18 protein-coding genes, 1 tRNA gene and 1 pseudogene are annotated in these 20,908 nt (G+C 44.9%); 11 read left to right on the top strand and 9 right to left on the bottom strand.

Going from position 1 to position 20,908, the window contains the following annotated elements; translation table 11 throughout:
• Window positions 1–146 precede the first annotated feature (146 nt).
• The gene (locus AC58UX_RS07325) at window positions 147–515 is read right to left on the bottom strand and encodes a DoxX family protein (RefSeq protein WP_497250969.1); all 369 of its coding nucleotides are present in this window, start codon (window positions 513–515) and stop codon (window positions 147–149) included.
• Between the two features lie 86 nt (window positions 516–601).
• Complete coding sequence (locus AC58UX_RS07330) at window positions 602–1,540, bottom strand: YncE family protein (protein ID WP_497250971.1); 939 nt, start codon at window positions 1,538–1,540, stop codon at window positions 602–604.
• A gap of 351 nt (window positions 1,541–1,891) precedes the next feature.
• Here AC58UX_RS07330 and AC58UX_RS07335 point away from each other — a divergent pair, with 351 nt between their 5' ends.
• Window positions 1,892–2,773 carry an AraC family transcriptional regulator gene (locus AC58UX_RS07335; RefSeq protein ID WP_497250973.1) on the top strand — a complete coding sequence of 294 codons (882 nt, stop codon included), beginning with the start codon at window positions 1,892–1,894 and terminating at the stop codon, window positions 2,771–2,773.
• A 92-nt stretch (window positions 2,774–2,865) separates the two neighbouring features.
• On the opposite strand, the gene AC58UX_RS07340 is transcribed toward AC58UX_RS07335, so the two are convergent.
• The gene (locus tag AC58UX_RS07340) at window positions 2,866–3,162 is read right to left on the bottom strand and encodes a type II toxin-antitoxin system RelE/ParE family toxin (protein WP_497250975.1); all 297 of its coding nucleotides are present in this window, start codon (window positions 3,160–3,162) and stop codon (window positions 2,866–2,868) included.
• Window positions 3,163–3,657: 495 nt separating this feature from the next.
• On the opposite strand from AC58UX_RS07340, the gene AC58UX_RS07345 reads away from it, so the two are divergent.
• The 3 genes from AC58UX_RS07345 (at window position 3,658) to AC58UX_RS07355 (ending at window position 6,837) form a co-directional block, all read left to right on the top strand.
• A complete protein-coding gene (locus tag AC58UX_RS07345) occupies window positions 3,658–4,659 on the top strand; it encodes an ABC transporter substrate-binding protein (RefSeq protein ID WP_497250977.1) in 1,002 nt (333 codons plus the stop codon).
• Between the two features lie 85 nt (window positions 4,660–4,744).
• Window positions 4,745–5,782: a FecCD family ABC transporter permease gene (locus tag AC58UX_RS07350; protein WP_497250979.1), complete on the top strand. Its 1,038-nt coding sequence runs from the start codon at window positions 4,745–4,747 to the stop codon at window positions 5,780–5,782.
• Window positions 5,782–6,837, top strand: a complete 1,056-nt coding sequence (locus AC58UX_RS07355; protein WP_497250981.1) for a FecCD family ABC transporter permease — start codon at window positions 5,782–5,784, stop codon at window positions 6,835–6,837. The genes AC58UX_RS07350 and AC58UX_RS07355 overlap by 1 nt, the downstream gene beginning before the upstream one ends.
• A gap of 183 nt (window positions 6,838–7,020) precedes the next feature.
• Here the strand turns inward: AC58UX_RS07355 and AC58UX_RS07360 are convergent.
• Window positions 7,021–7,093, bottom strand: a tRNA-Ala gene (locus AC58UX_RS07360).
• A gap of 209 nt (window positions 7,094–7,302) precedes the next feature.
• On the opposite strand from AC58UX_RS07360, the gene AC58UX_RS07365 reads away from it, so the two are divergent.
• The 3 genes from AC58UX_RS07365 to AC58UX_RS07375 all read left to right on the top strand — a co-directional run bounded on the left by AC58UX_RS07365 (window position 7,303) and on the right by AC58UX_RS07375 (window position 10,184).
• Window positions 7,303–7,590 carry a hypothetical protein gene (locus AC58UX_RS07365; protein WP_497250983.1) on the top strand — a complete coding sequence of 96 codons (288 nt, stop codon included), beginning with the start codon at window positions 7,303–7,305 and terminating at the stop codon, window positions 7,588–7,590.
• Between the two features lie 15 nt (window positions 7,591–7,605).
• Window positions 7,606–8,124: a VanZ family protein gene (locus AC58UX_RS07370; RefSeq protein WP_497250985.1), complete on the top strand. Its 519-nt coding sequence runs from the start codon at window positions 7,606–7,608 to the stop codon at window positions 8,122–8,124.
• A 242-nt stretch (window positions 8,125–8,366) separates the two neighbouring features.
• Window positions 8,367–10,184 carry an SgrR family transcriptional regulator gene (locus tag AC58UX_RS07375; RefSeq protein ID WP_497250987.1) on the top strand — a complete coding sequence of 606 codons (1,818 nt, stop codon included), beginning with the start codon at window positions 8,367–8,369 and terminating at the stop codon, window positions 10,182–10,184.
• 16 nt (window positions 10,185–10,200) lie between these two features.
• Here the strand turns inward: AC58UX_RS07375 and AC58UX_RS07380 are convergent, their stop codons facing one another.
• On the bottom strand, window positions 10,201–10,464 hold the full coding sequence (locus tag AC58UX_RS07380; protein WP_497250989.1) for a hypothetical protein: 264 nt from the start codon (window positions 10,462–10,464) through the stop codon (window positions 10,201–10,203).
• A 101-nt stretch (window positions 10,465–10,565) separates the two neighbouring features.
• Here AC58UX_RS07380 and AC58UX_RS07385 point away from each other — a divergent pair, with 101 nt between their 5' ends.
• On the top strand, window positions 10,566–11,717 hold the full coding sequence (locus AC58UX_RS07385; protein ID WP_497250991.1) for a PQQ-dependent sugar dehydrogenase: 1,152 nt from the start codon (window positions 10,566–10,568) through the stop codon (window positions 11,715–11,717).
• Here the strand turns inward: AC58UX_RS07385 and AC58UX_RS07390 are convergent.
• Both AC58UX_RS07390 and AC58UX_RS07395 read right to left on the bottom strand, forming a co-directional pair.
• Window positions 11,714–11,800, bottom strand: a pseudogene (locus AC58UX_RS07390) (DUF5701 family protein); the annotation flags it as partial. The gene AC58UX_RS07385 and the pseudogene AC58UX_RS07390 overlap by 4 nt on opposite strands.
• 56 nt (window positions 11,801–11,856) lie before the next feature.
• On the bottom strand, window positions 11,857–13,206 hold the full coding sequence (locus AC58UX_RS07395) for a DUF455 family protein (protein ID WP_497250993.1): 1,350 nt from the start codon (window positions 13,204–13,206) through the stop codon (window positions 11,857–11,859).
• Between the two features lie 117 nt (window positions 13,207–13,323).
• Between AC58UX_RS07395 and AC58UX_RS07400 the strand changes: the two genes are divergently transcribed.
• The gene (locus tag AC58UX_RS07400) at window positions 13,324–14,253 is read left to right on the top strand and encodes a cupin domain-containing protein (RefSeq protein ID WP_497250995.1); all 930 of its coding nucleotides are present in this window, start codon (window positions 13,324–13,326) and stop codon (window positions 14,251–14,253) included.
• Window positions 14,254–14,523: 270 nt separating this feature from the next.
• On the opposite strand, the gene AC58UX_RS07405 is transcribed toward AC58UX_RS07400, so the two are convergent.
• The gene (locus tag AC58UX_RS07405) at window positions 14,524–15,651 is read right to left on the bottom strand and encodes a serine hydrolase domain-containing protein (RefSeq protein ID WP_497250997.1); all 1,128 of its coding nucleotides are present in this window, start codon (window positions 15,649–15,651) and stop codon (window positions 14,524–14,526) included.
• 203 nt (window positions 15,652–15,854) lie between these two features.
• The gene (locus AC58UX_RS07410; protein ID WP_497250999.1) at window positions 15,855–17,090 is read right to left on the bottom strand and encodes a helix-turn-helix domain-containing protein; all 1,236 of its coding nucleotides are present in this window, start codon (window positions 17,088–17,090) and stop codon (window positions 15,855–15,857) included.
• A gap of 134 nt (window positions 17,091–17,224) precedes the next feature.
• Here AC58UX_RS07410 and AC58UX_RS07415 point away from each other — a divergent pair, with 134 nt between their 5' ends.
• Both AC58UX_RS07415 and AC58UX_RS07420 read left to right on the top strand, forming a co-directional pair.
• The gene (locus tag AC58UX_RS07415) at window positions 17,225–19,495 is read left to right on the top strand and encodes a glycoside hydrolase family 3 C-terminal domain-containing protein (protein ID WP_497251001.1); all 2,271 of its coding nucleotides are present in this window, start codon (window positions 17,225–17,227) and stop codon (window positions 19,493–19,495) included.
• Window positions 19,496–19,517: 22 nt separating this feature from the next.
• Window positions 19,518–20,855, top strand: a complete 1,338-nt coding sequence (locus tag AC58UX_RS07420; RefSeq protein WP_497251003.1) for an MFS transporter — start codon at window positions 19,518–19,520, stop codon at window positions 20,853–20,855.
• Window positions 20,856–20,908 lie beyond the last annotated feature (53 nt).

Consider the following 20,908-nt stretch of genomic DNA (forward strand, 5'->3'; position numbering starts at 1 on the left):
GCGTTATCGCTTGTGACGATGATGCATCCTGTAACTGCTAATGTATGTGTTTTCATTATACTAAAATATGGATGTAGTACAAGCATTTTATGGGAAAATACTACCATAGACAAATAGAAAAAACCCTCCAGGGAGGGTTTGTAGAACTAACTAAAAGGATGAGACAGTTCATCCGCATATAAAAGTACTACAACAAGAGCTATCACAAGATTTAATGTAGCCGGCATTATTTTACCAAATGGATGCTTGACTCTGAGATGCGAGATGATCGCTACTACCATCATGACACCAATCCCGATTGCGGTCCACGCTGCAATGCCCGGATACCAGTACCCGAGTATGAGCCCGATGCATCCTAAAATTTGAATACAGCCTGTAACCACGCGGAACCATTGAGGTAGTTTAACCGAATCAAACAGATCAATCTGATGCTTTGCCCCTGCGAGCTTGCTTCCGCCAAAGAAGGCCATGGAGAACAGCAGCCAACTTTGCATAACAATGGATAGGATGAACATCTGAACCCTCTTTTCTCAATTAATTAAGACACCAATCGGTGTCACAATTAATCATATACCACGATCAGCCTACATGTAAAGTGATTTTATCCCGAAAGCACCGTAACTGTATTTCCTTCTTCGTTAGTAAAGTAAACGCGGTTGTTGCTTTCATTGACAACACCTGCCGATGCCCCACGCCCGATTTGCAGGTTTGATTTTATTATTTTGTTATTCACTCCGTTCAAGACACTCGCTAGGCTAGTCGGCGTTTCTTCCCCCGAAGTTGCGATGTAAATGCGATTCAACTTGCGGTTAATGACAGGAATTCGCGGCGATTCGCCATTTTGGATCGTGGCGATGATTTTATTGGTTTTTCCTGAAATCACCGTTACCTTGAAACTATTCGTCGTATCGTCTGGCGCATAGACACGATTTGTTACAGGATTGACAGCGAGCGTATCGATATCGCCAACATTCGGAATGGTCGTCAGCAATTTATTCGTTCGCCCACTCACAACAGCGACGCTGCCGTTCTCTTCGAGTGCGATAAATAATCGATTGGTTCGCAAATTAATGGCGAGTGAAAACGGTCCCTGTCCAACTTTAATCGTGCCCGTTACGCGATCGGTGCTGCCCTTGATGACTGTTGCGGTGTCTGCTCCCGGATTCAGCACGTAAATGCGATTCGTAAACGGATTGGCAACAATCGAGTGCGGGGACGCAACGCTCGATCTCTGCGCGCCTACGCTTATTGTCGCAACGATTTTCTTTTGGTTCCCATTCAAAACCGTTACCGAATTTCGATCAAGATTTACCGCGTACACTTTATTCGTCTTGACATTCACAGCGAGCGCTGCAAAGCCCCCTCCTACATTGAATGTATGGGTAAGTTTATTTTTCCTACCGTCAATGAGGAACAGTTTACCTGACAATCCAGCCACATAAATCTGATTCGTTCGCGGGTTGACAGCCACAGAAACCGCCCCTTCAATCCCTTCTATTGTCGCAATCACGCGATTGGATCGAGAGCTAATCACGGACACAGTATCACTTCCATTACTCGGCACATATATCAAATTCGTTCTTTGGTTTAACGCGATATCTGACGGCCTTTTCCCTACTGGAATCGTCGCAATGACTTTAATTTGACTAATCGCAAACCCCTCCCTTGCTTACTTTCTAGTAGAATATGGGAAACTCAGTTTGGGAGTTTGTACATATTTGCTCGATTAGAAAATTAGGCGAAGAGAATGAGAAAAACGGCATTTCTGCCATTAGTATTGGGGATACCTTTAATAATCCAAAAGCAAGGATATCCGATAAATTCCGTATACTATATATCGAGTAAATAATTAATTTTACCGATAAAATAGTTTTGTAAAGGAGGGAAATGAATGATACAACAATTCAATCAATTAATGGACTACATTGAAACAAATCTAACGGAAGAAATCTCTGGAAAAGACATATCCAAAATTGTTGGCCTGTCTGATTATCATTTTAAAAGAATGTTTTCGTATATGGCTAATATGTCGTTGAATGAGTACATCAAAAATAGGAGATTATCCGTTGCAAATGTTGAATTAATTAACGGAGCAAAGGTGACAGATATTGCCTATAAATATGGTTATCAATCTGTAGAAGGATTTTCGAGAGCCTTTCGTGATTGGAGTGGTTTTTTACCTTCAGAAGTAATCAAAAACAAGATTCAAAAATCATTTCCCAAATTTTCATTTTTTATAGATATAAGAGGAGGAATATCAATGGAATTCAAAATCGAAAAGAAGGCGAAATTTAATATTGTAGGACTATCTAAACGAGTGCCCATTCAATTCGAAGGTGTAAATAATTCTATCATAGAACTAGCCAAGTCCATTACCGAGCAACAAAGAAATGAAATGCATCAATTAGCTGATTTATATCCTCATCAAGTCTTAAATGTATCTTATGATTTTGATGATGGATACTTGGAAGAAAAAGGATATCTAACTCATATGATCGGTTTTGCAACTACAAAAGAAACTACATTCGATGATTTAGAGCACCTTTCTATTGAAGAAAGCTTATGGGCAATTTTCCCTAATCAAGGACCATTTCCTGTTACGCTTCAAGAAACTACCGCTAAAATTTATTCGGAATGGCTGCCTTCTTCTGGTTATGAAATTGCAGATATACCTGGGATCTCTTTTACAAAACACACTGGTACTTACGAAAATGTATATAGCGAAATTTGGATGCCAGTAAAAACCCAAAAGCAAGGGATGTCCGAAACATGAGGGGTCTCTCTGCTTGATCCATATTAAAAACCTCGATCAAAAAGGATCGCGGTTTTTATTTATATGGAGCCTAGGGGATCGAACCAAAAAGCTTAGAGCAAGCTGCTCCAGTGCCTCTTTCCGTAAAGAATCCGAATAATTGTAACGGTTTCTTCTATTTCCGAGATAACATATAACACGATGAAAGAGTCCACAAGTAAATGTCGAATGCCACTCGCTGCCAATCGTTCATCGTGAACTAATCCATTTCTAAAAGTCATTTGCTCCAATTGAAAAGTGGCCTCAGCGATTCTGCTAATCAATTTACTTGCAGTCGTCGGGTCCAATAATTCGTTTGCGATATAGTTAGCGATGTCTCGCAAATCCGATTCTACCAGTTCAGTGATCACTAATAGATACTTTAGGCTCACTCTTGAATTCCCTGCTCGATGTCTGCAAGTGCCTCACGAAAAGGTCGAACCTTCTTCTTCAATGCATCCCTGCTTTCATCCAGCAACTTATACAATTCGAACTTTCCAACTATTTTTTCGTACGTTTCTCATTACAGCCAGATCACCTTGGCCATTCGAGCAGTTAAACTTTCCCTTTCTTAGCCTTCTCACGTCTCCGCTTACTCCCTCGTCTTTGTAGACTTCATAAACTGTCCCACTTTTCTCCTTAACAAAATCAATAAAGAACGAGGGTTAATTTGTTGAGTAGTCATATATCTGATTGCCATTATGAAAAGATGGCTTCTGGATTGATCGGATTGATCAGGAGTCATCTTTTTGTTGGTCGAATCCGATTTTAAAAAAAGTATTGACAATTAACGCTGATGCCTTTAAAATTCTGGAAAGAAAACGATATTGATAATCATTATCAATGTCATAAACCAGGAGGAAATAATGAAGAAAAATATTAGTACAATCATATCTATCGGATTAGTTGTGGGTATGATGACAGGTTGTGCATCCACGTCTTCAGAAAGCAAGGTTGCAGAAACGGCATCAACAGCGTCAACGCCTTCAGCGGCGCCAACGGCATCAACTTCCGCAAGCGTGTGGCCGAGAACTATCACGGATGATTTTGGGCATACCGTTACTTTTGCAAAGGCCCCTGAAAGAATAATTCCAGCTTATTTCGGACACATAGAAACGCTTATCGCGCTTGGTGTGCCGCCGATTGCAGCACCAACCGCAAAATCGTTTGTTATGACTAGACAAGCGCTCAGGCCAATGGCAGATAAATTGAACATTAAAGAATTAGGTGGCTCAAAAGAATATGAGCAAATGATGGGAGTCTCTCCAGATTTAATTGTAGTAACTGCTAATGATAAAGGTGATTATGCAGCATACAATAAGGTTGCACCCACACTGATATATGACTCTCAAACTTGGCAAGATCTTTTAAACGACTATGCTCAGATCCTGGGCAAAGAAAAAGAAGCTGCGAAAATCATCGCCGATCTAGAAAGCTTAATAACGAAATCCCGTGAAAAGTTGGCTCCATACAAGGACAAAACTTCTGTTGTTATGAGCGACCTGGGTAATAAAACCTTTGGCCTTGTTGGCTCCGGTCCTACGAATCGAACCGCATGGTTTGATAAGACTGTAGGGTATGGCTTGACCCCACCGAAAGGTTACCCTGAGAAATATACCCAGATATCACTAGAAGGATTGGCAGAATTGGATCCGGATTACATATTCTTAGATAATATAGATGGTGCGGAGAAAGACAATTACACGCCAACTTGGACTAAGCCTGGTACAGAGGACACTACAATATGGAAGAATTTGAAGGCTGTAAAAAATAATAACGTTTTCAAGCTTCCTCCTGGCTCTATGGCAGGTGCCCCACTAAGCCAGAAACTTGCTATAGAAAAAGTGGTAGAAAGCATTGTTAAATAGAGAATAAAACCGCATAAGAAATCGGGAGACTGGTATAGTCGGCCCGATTTCTTGTGTTATATTCAGTAGAATGAGGGCGTTCAGTATGGTTTCTAAATCCGTTGCTACATCTTCCGTCATTCATAATAAAAACGGAATGACAGCTTTACTTATTATGCTTGGCGGAAGTATCGCCCTGCTACTTTTGATGGCATTTTCTGTTACACAGGGAGCCAAAAATATTCCGCTTTCAAATATCTGGGAAGCTATCTTCAACCTTGACCGCAACAACATGTCACACATAATCATTGTAGACTCACGCATCCCTCGTGTGCTTGTTAGCGCACTTGTCGGCTCTGCTTTTGCAGTTTCAGGCGCAGTCATGCAAGGCATAACGCGCAATCCCATGGCTGATTCCGGCCTTTTGGGTCTTAATGCCGGCGCTGGCTTGGCTCTGGCCGTTTGTTTCGCATTTTTTCCGCAAATTGGATACAGTAATATCATTGTTTTTTCCTTTATCGGTGCATCAATCGCCTACTTAATGGTCAATGGAATCGCAATGTTTCGCCGTAGCGCTGCAACGCCCATGCGTATCGTGCTGGCAGGCGCGGCTGTCGGTGCTTTGTTTACCGCGCTAAGCCAGGGTATTGCGCTTTATAGCAAAGTTGCGCAAAACATCATGTTTTGGATGGCGGGCGGTGTTGCTGGTTCCACGTGGAAACAGATTATTCTCATGTCTCCCTGGATATGCATAGCATTAATTAGTGCTATTGTCCTTTCTCGGTATATATCGATCCTCAATATGGGAGAAGATGTTGCAAAGGGCTTGGGCTTAAATACTAAGCTTATAACTATGCTATGCTCACTGACTGTGCTGGTTCTAGCCGGCACTTCGGTATCAGTGGTAGGCGCGGTAGGTTTCGTGGGTTTGGTCGTACCCCACGTAACAAGATTTCTGGTAGGAGTTGATTACCGCTCGATTATACCTGTATCGGCTGTATTAGGAGCAATCTTGATGGTGAGCGCGGATTTGGGTGCGCGTATGTTAAACCCACCGTTTGAAACACCTGTTGGTGTGTTGACTGCGTTGGTTGGCATTCCTTTCTTCCTCTATTTATCGCGCAGGCAAAGGAGGGCGGTGTAATGAATGATCTGATTAAGAAGAATCAAGCGTACAAGAAAAAGGTGGCGTTTCGAAATACAACGATAGTTCTCATGTTTGTGTGCGCACTTACCGTTTCCTTTATTGTTAGTATGAATACTGGTCACACAAAGCTCTCCGCGCTTGATACCCTGCGCACTTTATTCGGGGGAGGAACGGAGAGGGAAAATGTCATATTATTTGATTTCCGGTTGCCACGAATAACCTTATCAATACTTGTAGGTGCTGGGCTCGCTTTATCTGGATGTGTAGTTCAGGGAGTAACAAAAAACGCGTTGGCAGATCCTGGACTGATTGGTATATCAGCAGGCGCAGGGCTTATGGTTATTCTATTTACCATGTTTGCTGGCACGGCATCTTTCTTGTCTGTTTTTACTCTGCCTTTTTTAGCCTTAATAGGTGCCGGGTTGACGGCTATTTTGATAAATGTCCTTGCTTACAAAAAAACAGATGGCATTGCGCCTATGCGATTGATTTTAACAGGAATTGCCATGCAGGCGGGAATCTCTGCCCTGACCACCGTTCTTGTCATCAAGCTAGACGAGGAACAGTTCGACTTTGTAGCCGTGTGGCGAGCAGGAAATATATGGGGAGGGGATTGGCGATTTGTGCTAGCCCTGCTTCCGTGGCTTCTCATCTTAATACCCTACTTAATTTACAAATCGAGAAAATTAGATGTACTGAGCATGAGTGAAGACACCGCACACAGCTTAGGTCTTTCGGTTGCGAAACAGCACAGAAATATGTTATTCGTTTCTGTGGCTTTGGCGGCTTCCTGTGTGTCTGTCAGCGGAAGTATAAGCTTCGTGGGGCTGATTGCACCTCACCTCGCTAGACGGTTAGTAGGCTCCAGACATATTATCCTGATCCCCGTGTGTGCGCTGGTTGGCGCTTTGCTAGTGTCTGTTGCGGATACTTTATCCAGGGTTATTCTACCGCCTGCCGGTATCCCCACAGGGATAATTGTTGCCATTATAGGGGCACCTTATTTTCTTTATCTCTTAGCTACTGATAATCAGCGTTCGCGCAGGGGGTGACGCAGGCACTGCACGCGCACCGTCCTCATAAACGCGAAACGGCGCGACCGTGCTTGCGGAATCGCCTGCCCTTTTCGCTTACGTCTTTCTCAACCGTACATTTCAAGAAGACGGCGAACCGCCCCGTGTCTCCATAACAAAAAGAAGCACCACAACCATTAGGTTGCAGTGCTTCTTTTTGTATGGAGCCTAGGGGGATCGAACCCCTGACCTCATCGCTGCCAGCGATGCGCTCTCCCAGCTGAGCTAAGGCCCCGTGATGTCGCTTACAAACGTCGACTTTTTGTATTATACATGAATATGAGATGACAGGCAATACCTGCTTCATCAGATTTTTGATTCATAAATATTTCCAGCCAGCTGTTTGTCATTTCTGTTGCAAAAGGTGCTCAACGTTGTTTTCATGCGTATTTTCATGCTAACCTAGTACTATAAACTAGTAGATCGTTTAGGAGTGACGTGGAAGTGTCAAACGCAGTATTATATTGGGTTTTCTTAGGTGTCGCTTTTGTGGTGCCGTTTGTCATTGGTGTTCTCTTGATGCGGAAAACGAACCGCTTAGGGTTTTCGTTTTGGATCACGACGGCATTGAATATTGTACTTACCCTATTGGCCGTCTTTTGGTGGAAATCGGTAACAACAGATAAGTTCCAGATGATGTTCGGGATGGCTTTTTACGGCGTATCCGCTGTGAATTTAATGGTTATTGAATTCTTTGCCTTGTTCAGCATTCGCAAAAAATTAAACCCATAAGAGAAAGGGGCAATTATGCCGAAGTTAACACGATCGAAAGCGGTATTCTACGTGTTCCTCATTGCAGCCATTTTATGGATGGTCTTCATCTATATAAAGTCTGCCGAACCTTATCATCAGCAGAGCTTAAAGCCCTACTTGGAATCAAAGTTTTCCACGGAGAAGTTAAAAGAGCATATCCCCAAAGTTAAGTTTACATATGATAAACAGGTGATTTCATGGCAAGATCCGATTAATTTAATCGAATTCTTCATAAGAAAAGCAGGGCACGTTAGCGAATACGCTGTGCTTGCCCTGCTTTGGTCGATAGCCTTGCTAGCGAAGCCTGTCAGAATGAACATAGCTTTGATCAGCTCCTTCCTCATATCGTTGCTATATGCAATGTCGGATGAATGGCATCAGTCGTTCGTGAAGGACCGAACGGGACACGGCATCGATGTCTTCGTCGATGGAGTTGGTATAGTGTGTGCGCTCATTCTGGTTGTGTTGGTGGTCGTGATAAGAAAACGAATTAGATCCAAAAAAACAAGCTAGTTAGAAGCACGTAGACTTTTCTTTTGCGAACGGATTTCCATTTCCAATGTTCGCGGGATTGGCTTTCCAGATCTTGCTGTTGCCACTCCATTAATTTCTCTGATACATAGAGGTCTGTTGGTTGCATATGCGGTTCACTTTCCTTTCTTTTCCTGATACCCTTAGTTTACGCTGGAATAAGGGGAACAAAAAGAGTATAATTCACTTCAATGATTTCCCCTTTTATTGAAAGGACGTTGAAGATGCAGCTACTGACTCATTTTTTGGAGCTTCGTGCGGGTTTTGAGCATGGTATTGAGCATAAGCCGCAGCCGATTACATTAGAAGAATTAGCGGATCGAATGTACTGTTCCACACGCAATGTTAAGATTTTATTGAAAAAAATGAGCGATCAAAATTGGCTTTCCTGGAAGCCAGGTCGAGGCAGAGGGAATATTTCCGAGCTTACTTTTTTGGTCTCTTCAGAGGATATGGTCTCGGAACAAGCGATGTCGCTTGCTAATCGGGGCGATTATTTAGGCACCATTGAGCTGATTCATCAACTTGGCAAGGGAGAAGCGCTGCAAGACTCCTTCATCGAGTGGTTGTTCAGCTTTTTTGGCTATCGGACGGTTGAACACGAGGAGCGTTTCAAGGATACGCTGCGTATTCCTGTTTACAAATGGCTGGTAACGCTGGATCCAGCCCACTCATTTTATGCTTTTGATTTTCATCTGGTTAGTCAAATTTTCGATTCCCTCGTTCGTTATAATTCGCAAACGAAAGTGATCGAACCGCACCTCGCACATTACTGGGAAATCAGTGAAGACGGCTTGCATTATACCTTTTATTTGCGAAAAGGCGTGCTTTTCCATCACGGCAGAGAGATGACCGCGCATGATGTTAGTTACACGTTATCGCGTTTAAAAAAACTAGGTCATGCCGCAGCGCAAGGCTGGATGACCCAGAGTATTGAGACGATAACTGTGCTGAATCGAAGTGCAGTGGCCATTGAATTAAGTCAGCCTAATGTGCTGTTTCTTCAGCAGCTAGCACATATTTCTACAGCTATTGTTCCAGAAGAAATTTGCCGGGATAATGAATCTATTTTTGGCCGGATGCCCATTGGCACAGGTCCGTTCAGGCTGGAACGAAACGATGATTACATTTGTAAGCTGCGAGCGTTTGATAATTATTTTGGCGTGCGTCCGCATCTAGATCTCATTGAAATTTGGCTCTTGCCCTCTGATCTGAAAGAAGCGACACCAAGCTGGGATACGGTTCAGGTGTTTCGTGGAGGGGCGAATTCGCATAATCCCGTAGGCGCGATTGATAAGGATTCCGAATGGCATCAAATTGAACAGACGATTATGGGCTGCAGTTTATTAACGTTTAATCGAAATAAAAGAGGTCCACAATGCCATCCAAACTTCCGTAAAGCCGTTGATCTCGTGATTGATCGCGAGCGGATGATTGAAGAGCTTGGCGGTTTTAGAGAAGCGCCTGCAGGCAGCTTTTTGCCCACAATGGATGCCCTTGTGATGTCGAGAACGGATATTGCTGAAGCGAAGCGTCTGCTGGATGAAATGGGCTACAAAGGCGACAAACTGCACATGTATGTTTATCGGAATAACAATGACGATGCCATGTGGATTTGTCGTCAGTGTGCACAGATTGGGATTCCCGTAGAAATCACGATTCGGAGTGAATCTGACATGATGCAGCTGGATACGATTGATGAAGCGGATCTTATTTTTTACCACATTTGTATGGAAAGCAATTATGACCTTCATATAATCCAAACGTTGAAACAAAGCAACAGCTATGTTCGTGCACATTTGAATAGAGAGCGGCTAACGTGGGTAGATTTGCAAATGGAGGGGATTCTTAGCAATCCTAGTCTCGATGAGCGAATTGCGGGTTTACATGCCTTGATTGATGAGCTTCAAGCGGAGAAATCGTTCCTGTTCGTGCTGCATCGCTCGCAACAAACGACGTATCACGACTCGATTAAAGGCGTGACAATTAACGATTTGGGATGGATTGATTTTCGGGAAATATGGGTCATGCCGAGTGGTTGAAAAAGAAAAAACGACCTTACGGTCGTCTAGGTGCAGGTGGTTCAAAACGATTTTCCATCGTCATCCAACGTCCGTTTGCAACGAAAAAGCCGACAAACGCGAATACGAGCAAACGAATTGGAATCCAAACCGAATTAACGGAATTGAAAAATATGAATTCAATGAGGGTCGTTAAGAGCGCTGCCCCTATTCCCCAAGGAACGATTCCATACATAACCAAATATTTGGAACGACCTAATTTTTTTCTCTTGAGCCATACTGCTTTGTCCGAATCTTTCATGTGGAAGCTCCCTTTTTTCTTTCTAGTATAGCACTGCTGGCGAAAAATCTCGAATGATAGCTGCCAACATTCCTATAAGATGAACTTGGAGGTTGTTATTGATGAAGCGTTATAGCCTTGCTTTGATGAGCTTATTCCTTTTGGTTTTCCTGACAGCTTGCTTTTGGTCAAAGGAAACAGAACCTTCGTCCACGACAACGAACGGCATTTCGCTAAGCAATATTTTTGATCCGCACACCTTTGAACGTCCCGTTGGGCTTGAACATCGCGCTGGCAAACCTGATCTGTTGTATGTCATCGAGCAGCCGGGTCGAATCAAGAGCGTGAACGTCAATCAGCCGAAGGAAAAGCCGACACTCATCTTAGATATTACCGATCGCGTAAACGATAGCGGAAATGAGCAAGGTTTACTTGGATTAGCCTTCCACCCGAAGCATCCGAATCAGGCTTATGTGAATTACACAACGGAAACGCATACGATTATAGCGCGTTATGACGCTGATTCCACGAACCCTGCTCTTCTTGATCCAAAGAGTGAACAAGTACTGCTGACCTTTAAACAGCCCTACCCCAATCATAATGGCGGACAACTAGCATTCGGGCCGGATGGCTATTTATACATAGCAACCGGAGATGGTGGCAGCAGCGGCGATCCGCAAAATAACAGCCAGAACCTGCAATCTTTACTAGGAAAAATACTGCGCATCGACGTAGATAAACAAGCTAACGGGCTCCATTATGCGATTCCCGCTGACAATCCATTTATCGACAAAGGGGCTAAGGAAATCTATGCATACGGACTGCGGAATCCATGGCGTTTCAGCTTCGACACCGCTACTGGCAAGCTCTGGGCAGCAGATGTTGGCCAAAACAAATTCGAAGAAATTGATATCGTGGAAAAAGGCAAAAACTATGGCTGGCACATACAAGAAGGATTCGAGTGTTACGAACCGAAGGTTGGCTGCAATAAGACCGGCTTAGAGCAACCTATTTTCACCTATGGTCGTGATCAAGGTGTCTCCGTAACTGGAGGCTTTGTGTACAGGGGCTCCAAACTCCCGGACCTTAAAGGCTGGTATGTGTACGCGGATTATGGTTCGGGTAACATTTGGGCATTGTCTCAACCTAGTGACGGCACTGTCAAAAATAAAACCCTACTCCAATCAGGCTTGCATATAGCTTCCTTCGGAACGGACGCAGCTGGCGAGCTGTACTTGTGCACACAGGATGGCAAGATCATGAAAATCGTTTAGTTGCACGCTCCTATTCTAGTCAGACAGGAAGCAGATCCAAGCCATGTATGCGGATTCCCCGCCCAACACCAACCTAGCTTCGGGTTTGCTGAGTAGAGAATGAAAAGTGCCCTCAAGGAAATCCATGAGGGCATTAGGTTTACAACCGTTCAAAATTCAAATCCTTAAACTCAATCTTCCCACAAAAGGCAAAATGTTTAATACTCCGCTTCTCCTCTTCCGGAAGCTTGGCGAGCTCGGGATTCCCCTGCAGACTGCCTAGTCCAGACTGGTCCTGATCGATCCAGCGATTCATGATCTCGCGAATAATTTCATCCAAACTTTGCTCCTGCCCAGATCGATTCTTATGCATCACGGGTATCCACTTCTTGCCAAACTTCACGTGGGTTCGTTCATCAATGATATCAATTTCTGCCGTCATTCCTGACAGCATATCGCCTTTCTCATAATACGATTCCATCGATTTCTTCTTCCTTGTGAACGAACATGTCTCTCCAACCATCGACAACTCTGAGTAATAATTTTCAAACTCGCTGATCGCATCTTCGCCATACGGAATAGCGAACTCAGATGTATCAAAGCCCATCTGCTGCAAGCGACGCACACCCATTTGATGATGGCGCGTTTCATCCCAAATATGACGGCTAAAGTCAATGTAAAATTCAAAAGGCATATCCGAGAGTCCGTAGAACACGTAGCACATCGGATCAACGACTTGAATTTCTGTCATGTAGTGCCACATGAAGATTTTTAAGCTGTCTGCAACCTCATCTGGCGGAATGAATTCGGACGTAGTCTTCACCTTGTTGGGTTTGGCGCGTTTACGAGGTGCTGGCCCTAAAGGTTCATTAATTAGAAAAGCAGGAGGCGTGCTGCCTGTGGCTTCGAGCTGCGTCTCGTCGACACTGCCGATATGCTTAAGTGAAGCTCTTGCGTAAGCTCTAAATCGTTCTATGCTATGCAGCACGTCTGGCTGCTTAACAGCTTCATGGACAATTAACCGAGCCCATTCGTTATGCTTCCGTTTTTTGGGAATGATGTCCTCGATCAGCTCTATGGTGGGCGCATCGAAGATGGGATCGAGCGCATCCAGTAACCGCTCATACGCATCGACCATGGAGCGATTCATTTCAAGGAACCATCCCGCCATGAAGGCAAAAAACGTATCCGCACGCGAGACGTTTTGTAGCAATTCTTCCAGCGCGGTCGACGGAATCGTCACCTTGCGGTTGCTGGCCAGCTCTTCCTTACGGGTGAGTAAACGCTCAGCGAAAGTCATCTGATGCCACATGATGTGCGACATTTCGCACTTCCATTCCAGCTCTGGGGCAGCAGGTACCCAACCTGCGATGACGCGGGCGGATGCCCATTCTAGAAAGACGAGTCTATTCAACGTCTGAATTTGGTCGGCAACTCGCATCCAGTAGCCGCCTAGTTGATTTTTAAACGATTCGGATTGGAAGGTTTCAATAGGAAACGCCTGTGTCATTGTCAAATCCTCTTTTCCATGTGAGAATAAAAGAAGTGTTGCTTTGTTCTTATTGTAAGCGAATTCAATTTGCGCAATCTTGGTCGATTTTGTGTTTCAATGAGGTGATTCTGCGAGGTGGAATTAGAGACGCTATTTTATACGGACGAGATGTGGTTGGAGAGTAAGGACTTTCCCTTTTACACCGCACGATATATATTCGAACCTGGAGAGGTCATTCCCATGCATGCGCACCAGTTCGTGGAGTTCGTTTATGTAACGGAAGGTGCTGGCAAACATACATATCGCGGACAGACTTACGAAATTGCTAAAGGCGATGTCTTCGTCATCGAACCCAATGTTCCTCACGCATATAAAGCGGGAACTGGCCCGTTGGTTGTCTACAATGTACTTTTTCAGTCATCCGTCCTAGATTCGGAGATTGGGGCTCTGTCCAAGGAAGCCTCTTTCTTAAACTTTTATTATATGGAGCCGTTTTTTCGGAACTATACGGATTTTCAGACAAGATTGACTCTGAGTCACCATGAGCATCTAGAGATCGTTCTCCATCTCGACCGTCTGCTGCGAGAGTTTCATAGCAAGGAAATGGGCTACCAGATTGTGATTAAAAATCGGCTAATTGAGCTGCTGATCGACTTGAGCCGACGCTACGCGAACTACGTCCAACCCACTTGGCCGCCTGTTCAGGACGTGCAGGATTTGTTTGAAGATATGGCCAAATTTATTTCACTTCACTATGCTAGTCCACTAAGTCTGGAACAAATGAGCGCGTTATGCGGGATGAGCTTATCCACGTTTTCTTCAAAATTCAAGTCCCACTTCGGCCACACCTTCGTCGAGTACCGGAATCAAATACGGATTCAGGTGGCGCAGGACCTGCTTGTCCGCACTGAAGATAAAATTGCTGTCATCGCAGAGCAGGTTGGTTTTGAGGATTTGAGCTTCTTCAACAAAGTGTTCAGACGAGTGTCCTTGAAATCACCGAAAGCTTACCGAGAGGAAGCGCAGCGAGGCTTGCAGAAAAACAGAACCCTCATGAAATCATGAGGGTTCTTTGCGTGCGTGGTGACGGCTTGGAGCAGGCAACATTAATTGTGATGCGTAACGGACACCAGTGCCGTTATTTCTGCAAATCTGGCTATTTGTGCATGCTTACGGACACGAACGACGCTAAATGCTCAGATCTACCTGTTTAAAAAGAGCAACAGCTAAATAGTGCCTACTGTGTCCGTTAGCGGGGAAGAAAGGATGGTGGGATGGCGGGGGTAGCGGTTGCTACGGGACCTGGGGTAACGGATTGGTGATGTAGTGTATCCACTAAACCAACCCCATCCTCCTCAACGTCATAACCACTTCAATCAACGCCTTCATGCTTTTAACGATCGCTTTGCTGGAGCCAAAATTCATCACAATATGCGTATCCGTTTCAGGATGACTGTACATTTGTGTTCCTAGAATCCCGCTGTGTCCTTGCAGCCTCGGCAAGCCTCTGAGCAAAAAGAAAAACTCCTCGAAATGGAGTTCCATCATCCCCAATCCATAATGAATGCCGCTGCGGAATTTATGTGTGAAGGTTGTCATTGCCTTAAGCGATGCAGCACTGATACATGTTCCATTCCAGAGTGCTTTTTGAAAAAGCAGAAGATCTTGCGGCGTCGCCACGATGCCTCCCCCCGCCCAATCGCAGCTTAAGCTTGGAAAACGGCTAATCTCAACCTTATTCAACCAAATATCTTGAATTGGTTCCACGGGTGTATGCTTCGGCTGCGAATAAATCATCAAATAGGAATCATTCATTTGCAGTGGATTGAAGATTTCTTTATGAAGGTTATCGCTGAACGATAGCCCCGTAACAAGCTCAATAATATGCCCTAACAGGATATAACCAGTATCGGAGTAATGAAACCGCAAGCCTGGCGGCCCGAGATTGGTTTGATTATGTCGCGTAAAATCGATTAAAGCCTCCGGTGTCCACCGCTCATCGGAATTCTCAACTATTCGTTGCATAAACGCAGGTTTCTGCAAGACAGGATCTTCAAAATAATCCGCCAACCCCGATGTGTGATTCAGCAGCTGTTTGATCGTCACGCTCTCTGCGTAATCTTGATCTCGATACACAAAGAGTCCTTCCAGAGCAGAAGACGGCAAATAAGTAGCAACCGTATCTTCCAGCGAAATACAGCCTCTTTCCGCCAGTTTCATGATTAACACAGCTGTAAACACTTTTCCAATACTCGCCGTATGAAAAGGGGGCTGGGCTGAAATTGCTGCGCCATTCCTCGCTGACATTTTCCCTGCGGCATAGACATACTGAAATCCGCTGGTTTCAATCAACACTTGCAAGCCACTCTGATAGCGGCTGTTCTTAAGTACGCTCGTAAAATATGTATCGAGATGCTTTTCCGCTTTCTCATTGCTCCATGCCTGCCGAACAAACATCGCCATAAGTCCCCTCCTCAGAACCAATTGTATTCACGAATGGTCAATGTTACTACCTGAAGAATAGTAGTCGGCGTCCTTGGCTTTGGCGTTGCCCATGTCATCTTGGGAGCCATTGATTTGGTTGAACATCGTTAGGTTAGTGAGATTAACGCTAAGAACCCCCATGTCCTTGACATGGGGGTTTTAGTTCTGTCATTCACTGGCCCTCAGCTCTTAACCGCCTTACGATCCCGATATTGCTTCGGGGTGACACCGGCAATTTTCTTAAAAGACTTGATGAAATGGGTCTGATCATAATAGTTCAGGCGAGTCGCAATCGTAGAAACCGATTCACTTGTGAAATCCAGCAATTTCTTCGCTTCTTCCACTTTTTCTTGCTGAATAAAGAGGCTGATTGTCATACCGGTTTCCTTTTTGAAAAGGGAAGATAAATACGTCCCATTCAAGCCCGTTTTCTCAGCCAACTCGGAAATGGGAATCGCATCGTAAATATGATTGTATATGTACTCGCGGCACTGCGCGATTGGCTTCGAGACCGACCCTTTTCGGTTCTCGCTTACGCGCCCCGCAATATCCAAAAATGCATCAATCATCGCAGTTTCCACCAATCGAATATCGTTCAGATCTTCAATATGCTGAATGTACGTGTCGCTTAATCGGTATGCAAGCTCGGTATAAAGTCCACCCTCCATCCCCGCTCGAACGCCAATCGCAATTGCGCATATAGCCAAATTTTTGCGGCTTCTCAATAAACTTCGTTTGGAAAGTGTCCCAGCCTCCCCTCCGATTGATCCCAATACAAACATTTTTTTAAGCGCTTCTTTATCCCCGTTCTTAATATGCCGCAATATGATTTGTTCAAGTTCTGGACTCGTATGAAGTCCATTAAACTCCTTCATATCGGACATCGTATGCTCAATGTCTTCCTCTGACAAGAATCGTTGCTCCATCCGAAAATTAGATTCAAGTACGTCAGTCAGCTCTAAAGCCTCACGATTCACGATCCAATGTGCCATCAATCCAATGTGAAATAATCGCTGTTTGGTAACAAGAGGAAGAGTACGCAAATAATCCGCCCAAAATAAATGAAATTTACTCGGAATCTGACTATCATTCATCAGATTTCGAATGGTTTCCTCGTTAGGCATGTGATCGATGGTAGGACCAATGACGATCGTCCCTACCCGCTTCTCCTCCACATAGACAGGCTGCAAAACAAACTGCTCCAGAAACTCTGTCGTCTGAATGACTGGAAAAGCCTTATCCCAGCTGCGTTGAATTAATTGCTGCAAGTAGTCGGGATTTTCTAAGGAAGCAATCGGAATACGCGATTCATGTTCAAAAAACGCCTGATCGCCTTGATCTTCCGCACTCCGCCAAAAGACAGGTAGCTGCAAACTTTCATGTATCAATTTAGCTAAAAATAAAGGATTAAATTCCATCGAATAGCTCCTACAAAATTTACGATTTTTCAAAGAATTATACCATATTTTCATCATTTCATTCCTTATAATAAGTCTGTACAAGGAAATGAAAGCGCTTAAAAAATCCCCATTTTCACATAGGAGGAATCAAAATGAACCATGATATACAGCATTTCGTTTCACAAATGACATTGGAGGAAAAAGCTGATCTGTGCTCTGGCTTGGATGTTTGGCATCTAAAAGGAGTTGAACGTCTAGGTATTCCATCTATTCTGGTAGCCAATGGTCCAAATGGCGTTCATAAACAAAGCCCTTCCGCGGAAGGGCTCGCGATGAATGGCGGGATGCCATCCACTTGCTTTCCAACTGCTGCTGGACTCGCAAGCACTTGGAATCGCGACTTGATTCGCGAGGTGGGTGTCGCGCTTGGCGAAGTGTGCCAAGCTGAAAATATCGCCGTGCTGCTTGGGCCAGGCGCTAACATCAAACGTTCACCGCTTGGTGGACGCAATTTTGAATACTTTTCAGAAGACCCGTACCTATCCGCTGAAATGGCCGCTAGTCATATCCAAGGCGTGCAAAGCCAAGGTGTTGGGACTTCATTGAAGCACTTTGCCGCGAACAATCAAGAGCACCACCGGATGTCTTACGACGCCATTATCGACGAGCGCACACTGCGTGAAATCTATCTGGCTAGCTTTGAAGGTGCCGTTAAGAAAGGGCAGCCATGGACGCTCATGACCGCTTATAACAAAGTAAATGGCAACTACGCCTCGGAAAACGAACATTTGTTAAATGACGTACTCCGAAATGAATGGGGCTTTGAAGGATTAGTCGTCTCCGACTGGGGGGCTGTTGACCAAATTGTGGATGCCATCCATGGCGGCCTTGATCTTGAAATGCCCGGCAATGGCATCAGTGCTAAGAAAATCATACAATCTGTGCAAAGTGAGGTTTTGACCGAAGAAAGGTTAAACCATGCAGTGGAAAGACTGCTGTTCTTGATTTTCATGCACCTTGATAACAAAAAAGAAAATGCTGCTTTCAATGCGGATGAACACCATCGATTGGCACGCAGAGCAGCTGGTGAAAGCCTTATTCTGCTTAAAAATGAGGAGGGAATACTTCCTCTTGCGAAAAGCAGCAAAACAGCCATCATCGGTGCACTAGCTGAGAAACCGAAATACCAAGGCGGCGGTAGTGCCTTTGTTGTACCGACGCGGGTGGACATTCCTTTAGAAGAAATCAAACAAATCGCTTCACAGCCAGATTCGATCACTTATGCACCTGGCTACGCGTTGGACTCCGAAGAAGTCGACAACAGCTTGCTAGAAGAAGCCCAGTTGGCAGCGCAAGTGGCGGAGGTCGCCATTATTTTCGCTGGGTTACCCGATGGCTTCGAATCCGAGTTGGCCGACCGCGCACACTTGAAGCTGCCTAAGAACCAGCAACAGCTTATTGAAGCCGTTACAGCGGTACAGAACAACGTCGTTGTCGTCCTCATGAACGGTTCCGCGTTGGAAATGCCTTGGGCACCGCAAGTAGACGGTATCGTTGAAGCTTACCTAGGCGGGCAAGCCGTTGGCGGGGCCATTGCAGATGTACTGTTCGGGAATGTCAATCCTAGCGGCAAGCTTGCAGAAACGTTCCCTATGCAGCTGGAAGACAATCCATCCTTCCTGCATTTCCCTGGTGAAGGTGATCGCGTGGAGTATAGAGAGGGTATCTTTGTAGGTTATCGCTATTACGATACGAAAAAAATGGCCCCTCTTTTCCCTTTCGGACATGGGCTTAGCTATACAACTTTCGAATATTCTAATATTACCGTGAGCCGCACTGAGCTGCTGGATACAGATACCGTGGATGTGCAGGTTACCGTTACAAACTCAGGATTTTGTGTTGGAAAGGAAGTCATTCAGCTTTATGTAAGAGACATCGAAAGTTCCATGACCAGACCAGACAAAGAACTGAAAGACTTCGCAAAGGTAGAGCTCCAACCAGGCGAACAAAAGACAATTACTTTTACACTGGATAAGCGTTCCTTTGCCTATTACAACACCCAACTGAAGGATTGGCACGTCGAGAGTGGCGAGTTTGAGATTCATATCGGTGGATCGTCTAGACAGCTTGCACAACGAGCTACGATTGTAGTGAATTCCACCGTCGTGCTTCGTCAAACGTATACGCGCAACTCTTTGCTCGGAGATCTCATGCGCAATCCTGTTGCTGCACCCATGATGCAGGCGCTTACACAGAACTTCCAAGCTTCTTTGGGCATTTCGGACGGTGATGAAAAAATGGCCAAAATCATGCAAGCTGCACTCATATCCATGCCGCTTCGCAACCTGATTTCGTTCAGCCAAGGCGCATTTTCAGATGAGATGGTTGATCATCTCCTCCTCCAACTAAACGGACAAAACTAATCATAGAAGCGAGGAACCCATGATGGAACAAACGCGAATCACATTTTCTGAGAAGCTAGGCTATGGCGTAGGCGATTTGGCTAGTAATCTGATCTGGACGTCAGCCGCCACATTTCTAACCTTTTACTACACGGATATCGTTGGCTTCTCAGCAGCCGCCGTAGGTACCTTGTTATTGCTTGCCCGGTTCTTTGATGCTTTCGTAGACATTGGTGTCGGCGTGTTAGTTGATAAAACAAGAAGCAAGCACGGTAAAGCTCGTCCTTGGTTGCTTTGGCTAGCTGTTCCATTTGGTATTTCCGGTGTCTTACTGTTCTCAGCGCCAGATTTAGGCCCTACAGGAGCACTCGTATATGCCTATGTTACCTACTTTTTAATTAATGTGATTTATTCAGGCGCGAATGTGCCCTATGGCGTTCTCAACTCTCTGATCACGCAGGATCCTTACGATCGAACGTTGCTTAACATTTTCCGCATGTTCATGGCGATTATTGGCGCTGTCTTGGTTTCAACACTAACCGTTCCAATTGTTGATGGTTTCGGAGGAGGCAAGCACGGTTGGACAATGACCTTCGTTATGTATGGTGTTCTTGCGACGCTACTTTTCTTAATTACGTTCCGTACAACGAAAGAACGTGTGAAGCCCGCGATTGTCCAAGATGTTGTACCGCTGAGCCAATCCATGAAGGCGCTATTCCACAACAAGTATTGGGCGTTGCTTGTGATCTTCCTGATTCTTAGCTTCATCATGACTTCTGTTAGTACAGCCGTTAACATTTATTACGCGCAATATATTCTTGGTGATGCCAGTTTAATGTCCGTTCTTGGCCTCATTTCCTTTGTCCCGTTGGTGCTTGGACTGCTGCTCGTTGCTCCGATTATTAAAAGGTTCGGTAAACGCAATTCCGCTATTATGGGATTACTCATCTCCATAGTAGGAGCCGCGATTACGATCATCGACCCGACAGATCTGACGATTGTCATCATCGCATCCGTGGTCAAATCACTCGGCGGCGTCCCCCTAGCCGCAACGATGTTCGCTATGCTGGCAGACACAGTCGAATATGGCGAATGGAAAACAGGCATGCGTACAGAAGGCCTTGTTTATAGTGCCGGAAGCTTCGGTTCCAAGGCTGGCAGCGGGCTTGGCGCGGCATTAGTCGGCTGGTTGCTCGCATTCGGAGGCTATGTCGGAGGTCAAGACCATATCAGCGAATCTGCTCGTTCTTCCATCCTCTTCATGTTTATTTACTTGCCCATCATTATTAGCGTGCTCATGGCCATTATTCTTTACTTTTATCAATTAGATAAGCAATTCCCGCAAATTGTGAAAGAGCTGCAAGAAGCTAAAGACAAGTAAAGCTCTTAGTGTTTTCCATGACGAAAAGGCAATCTCCAAAGTCCGAAAAAGAC

It is taken from the genome of Paenibacillus sp. J22P90, assembly GCF_059692195.1.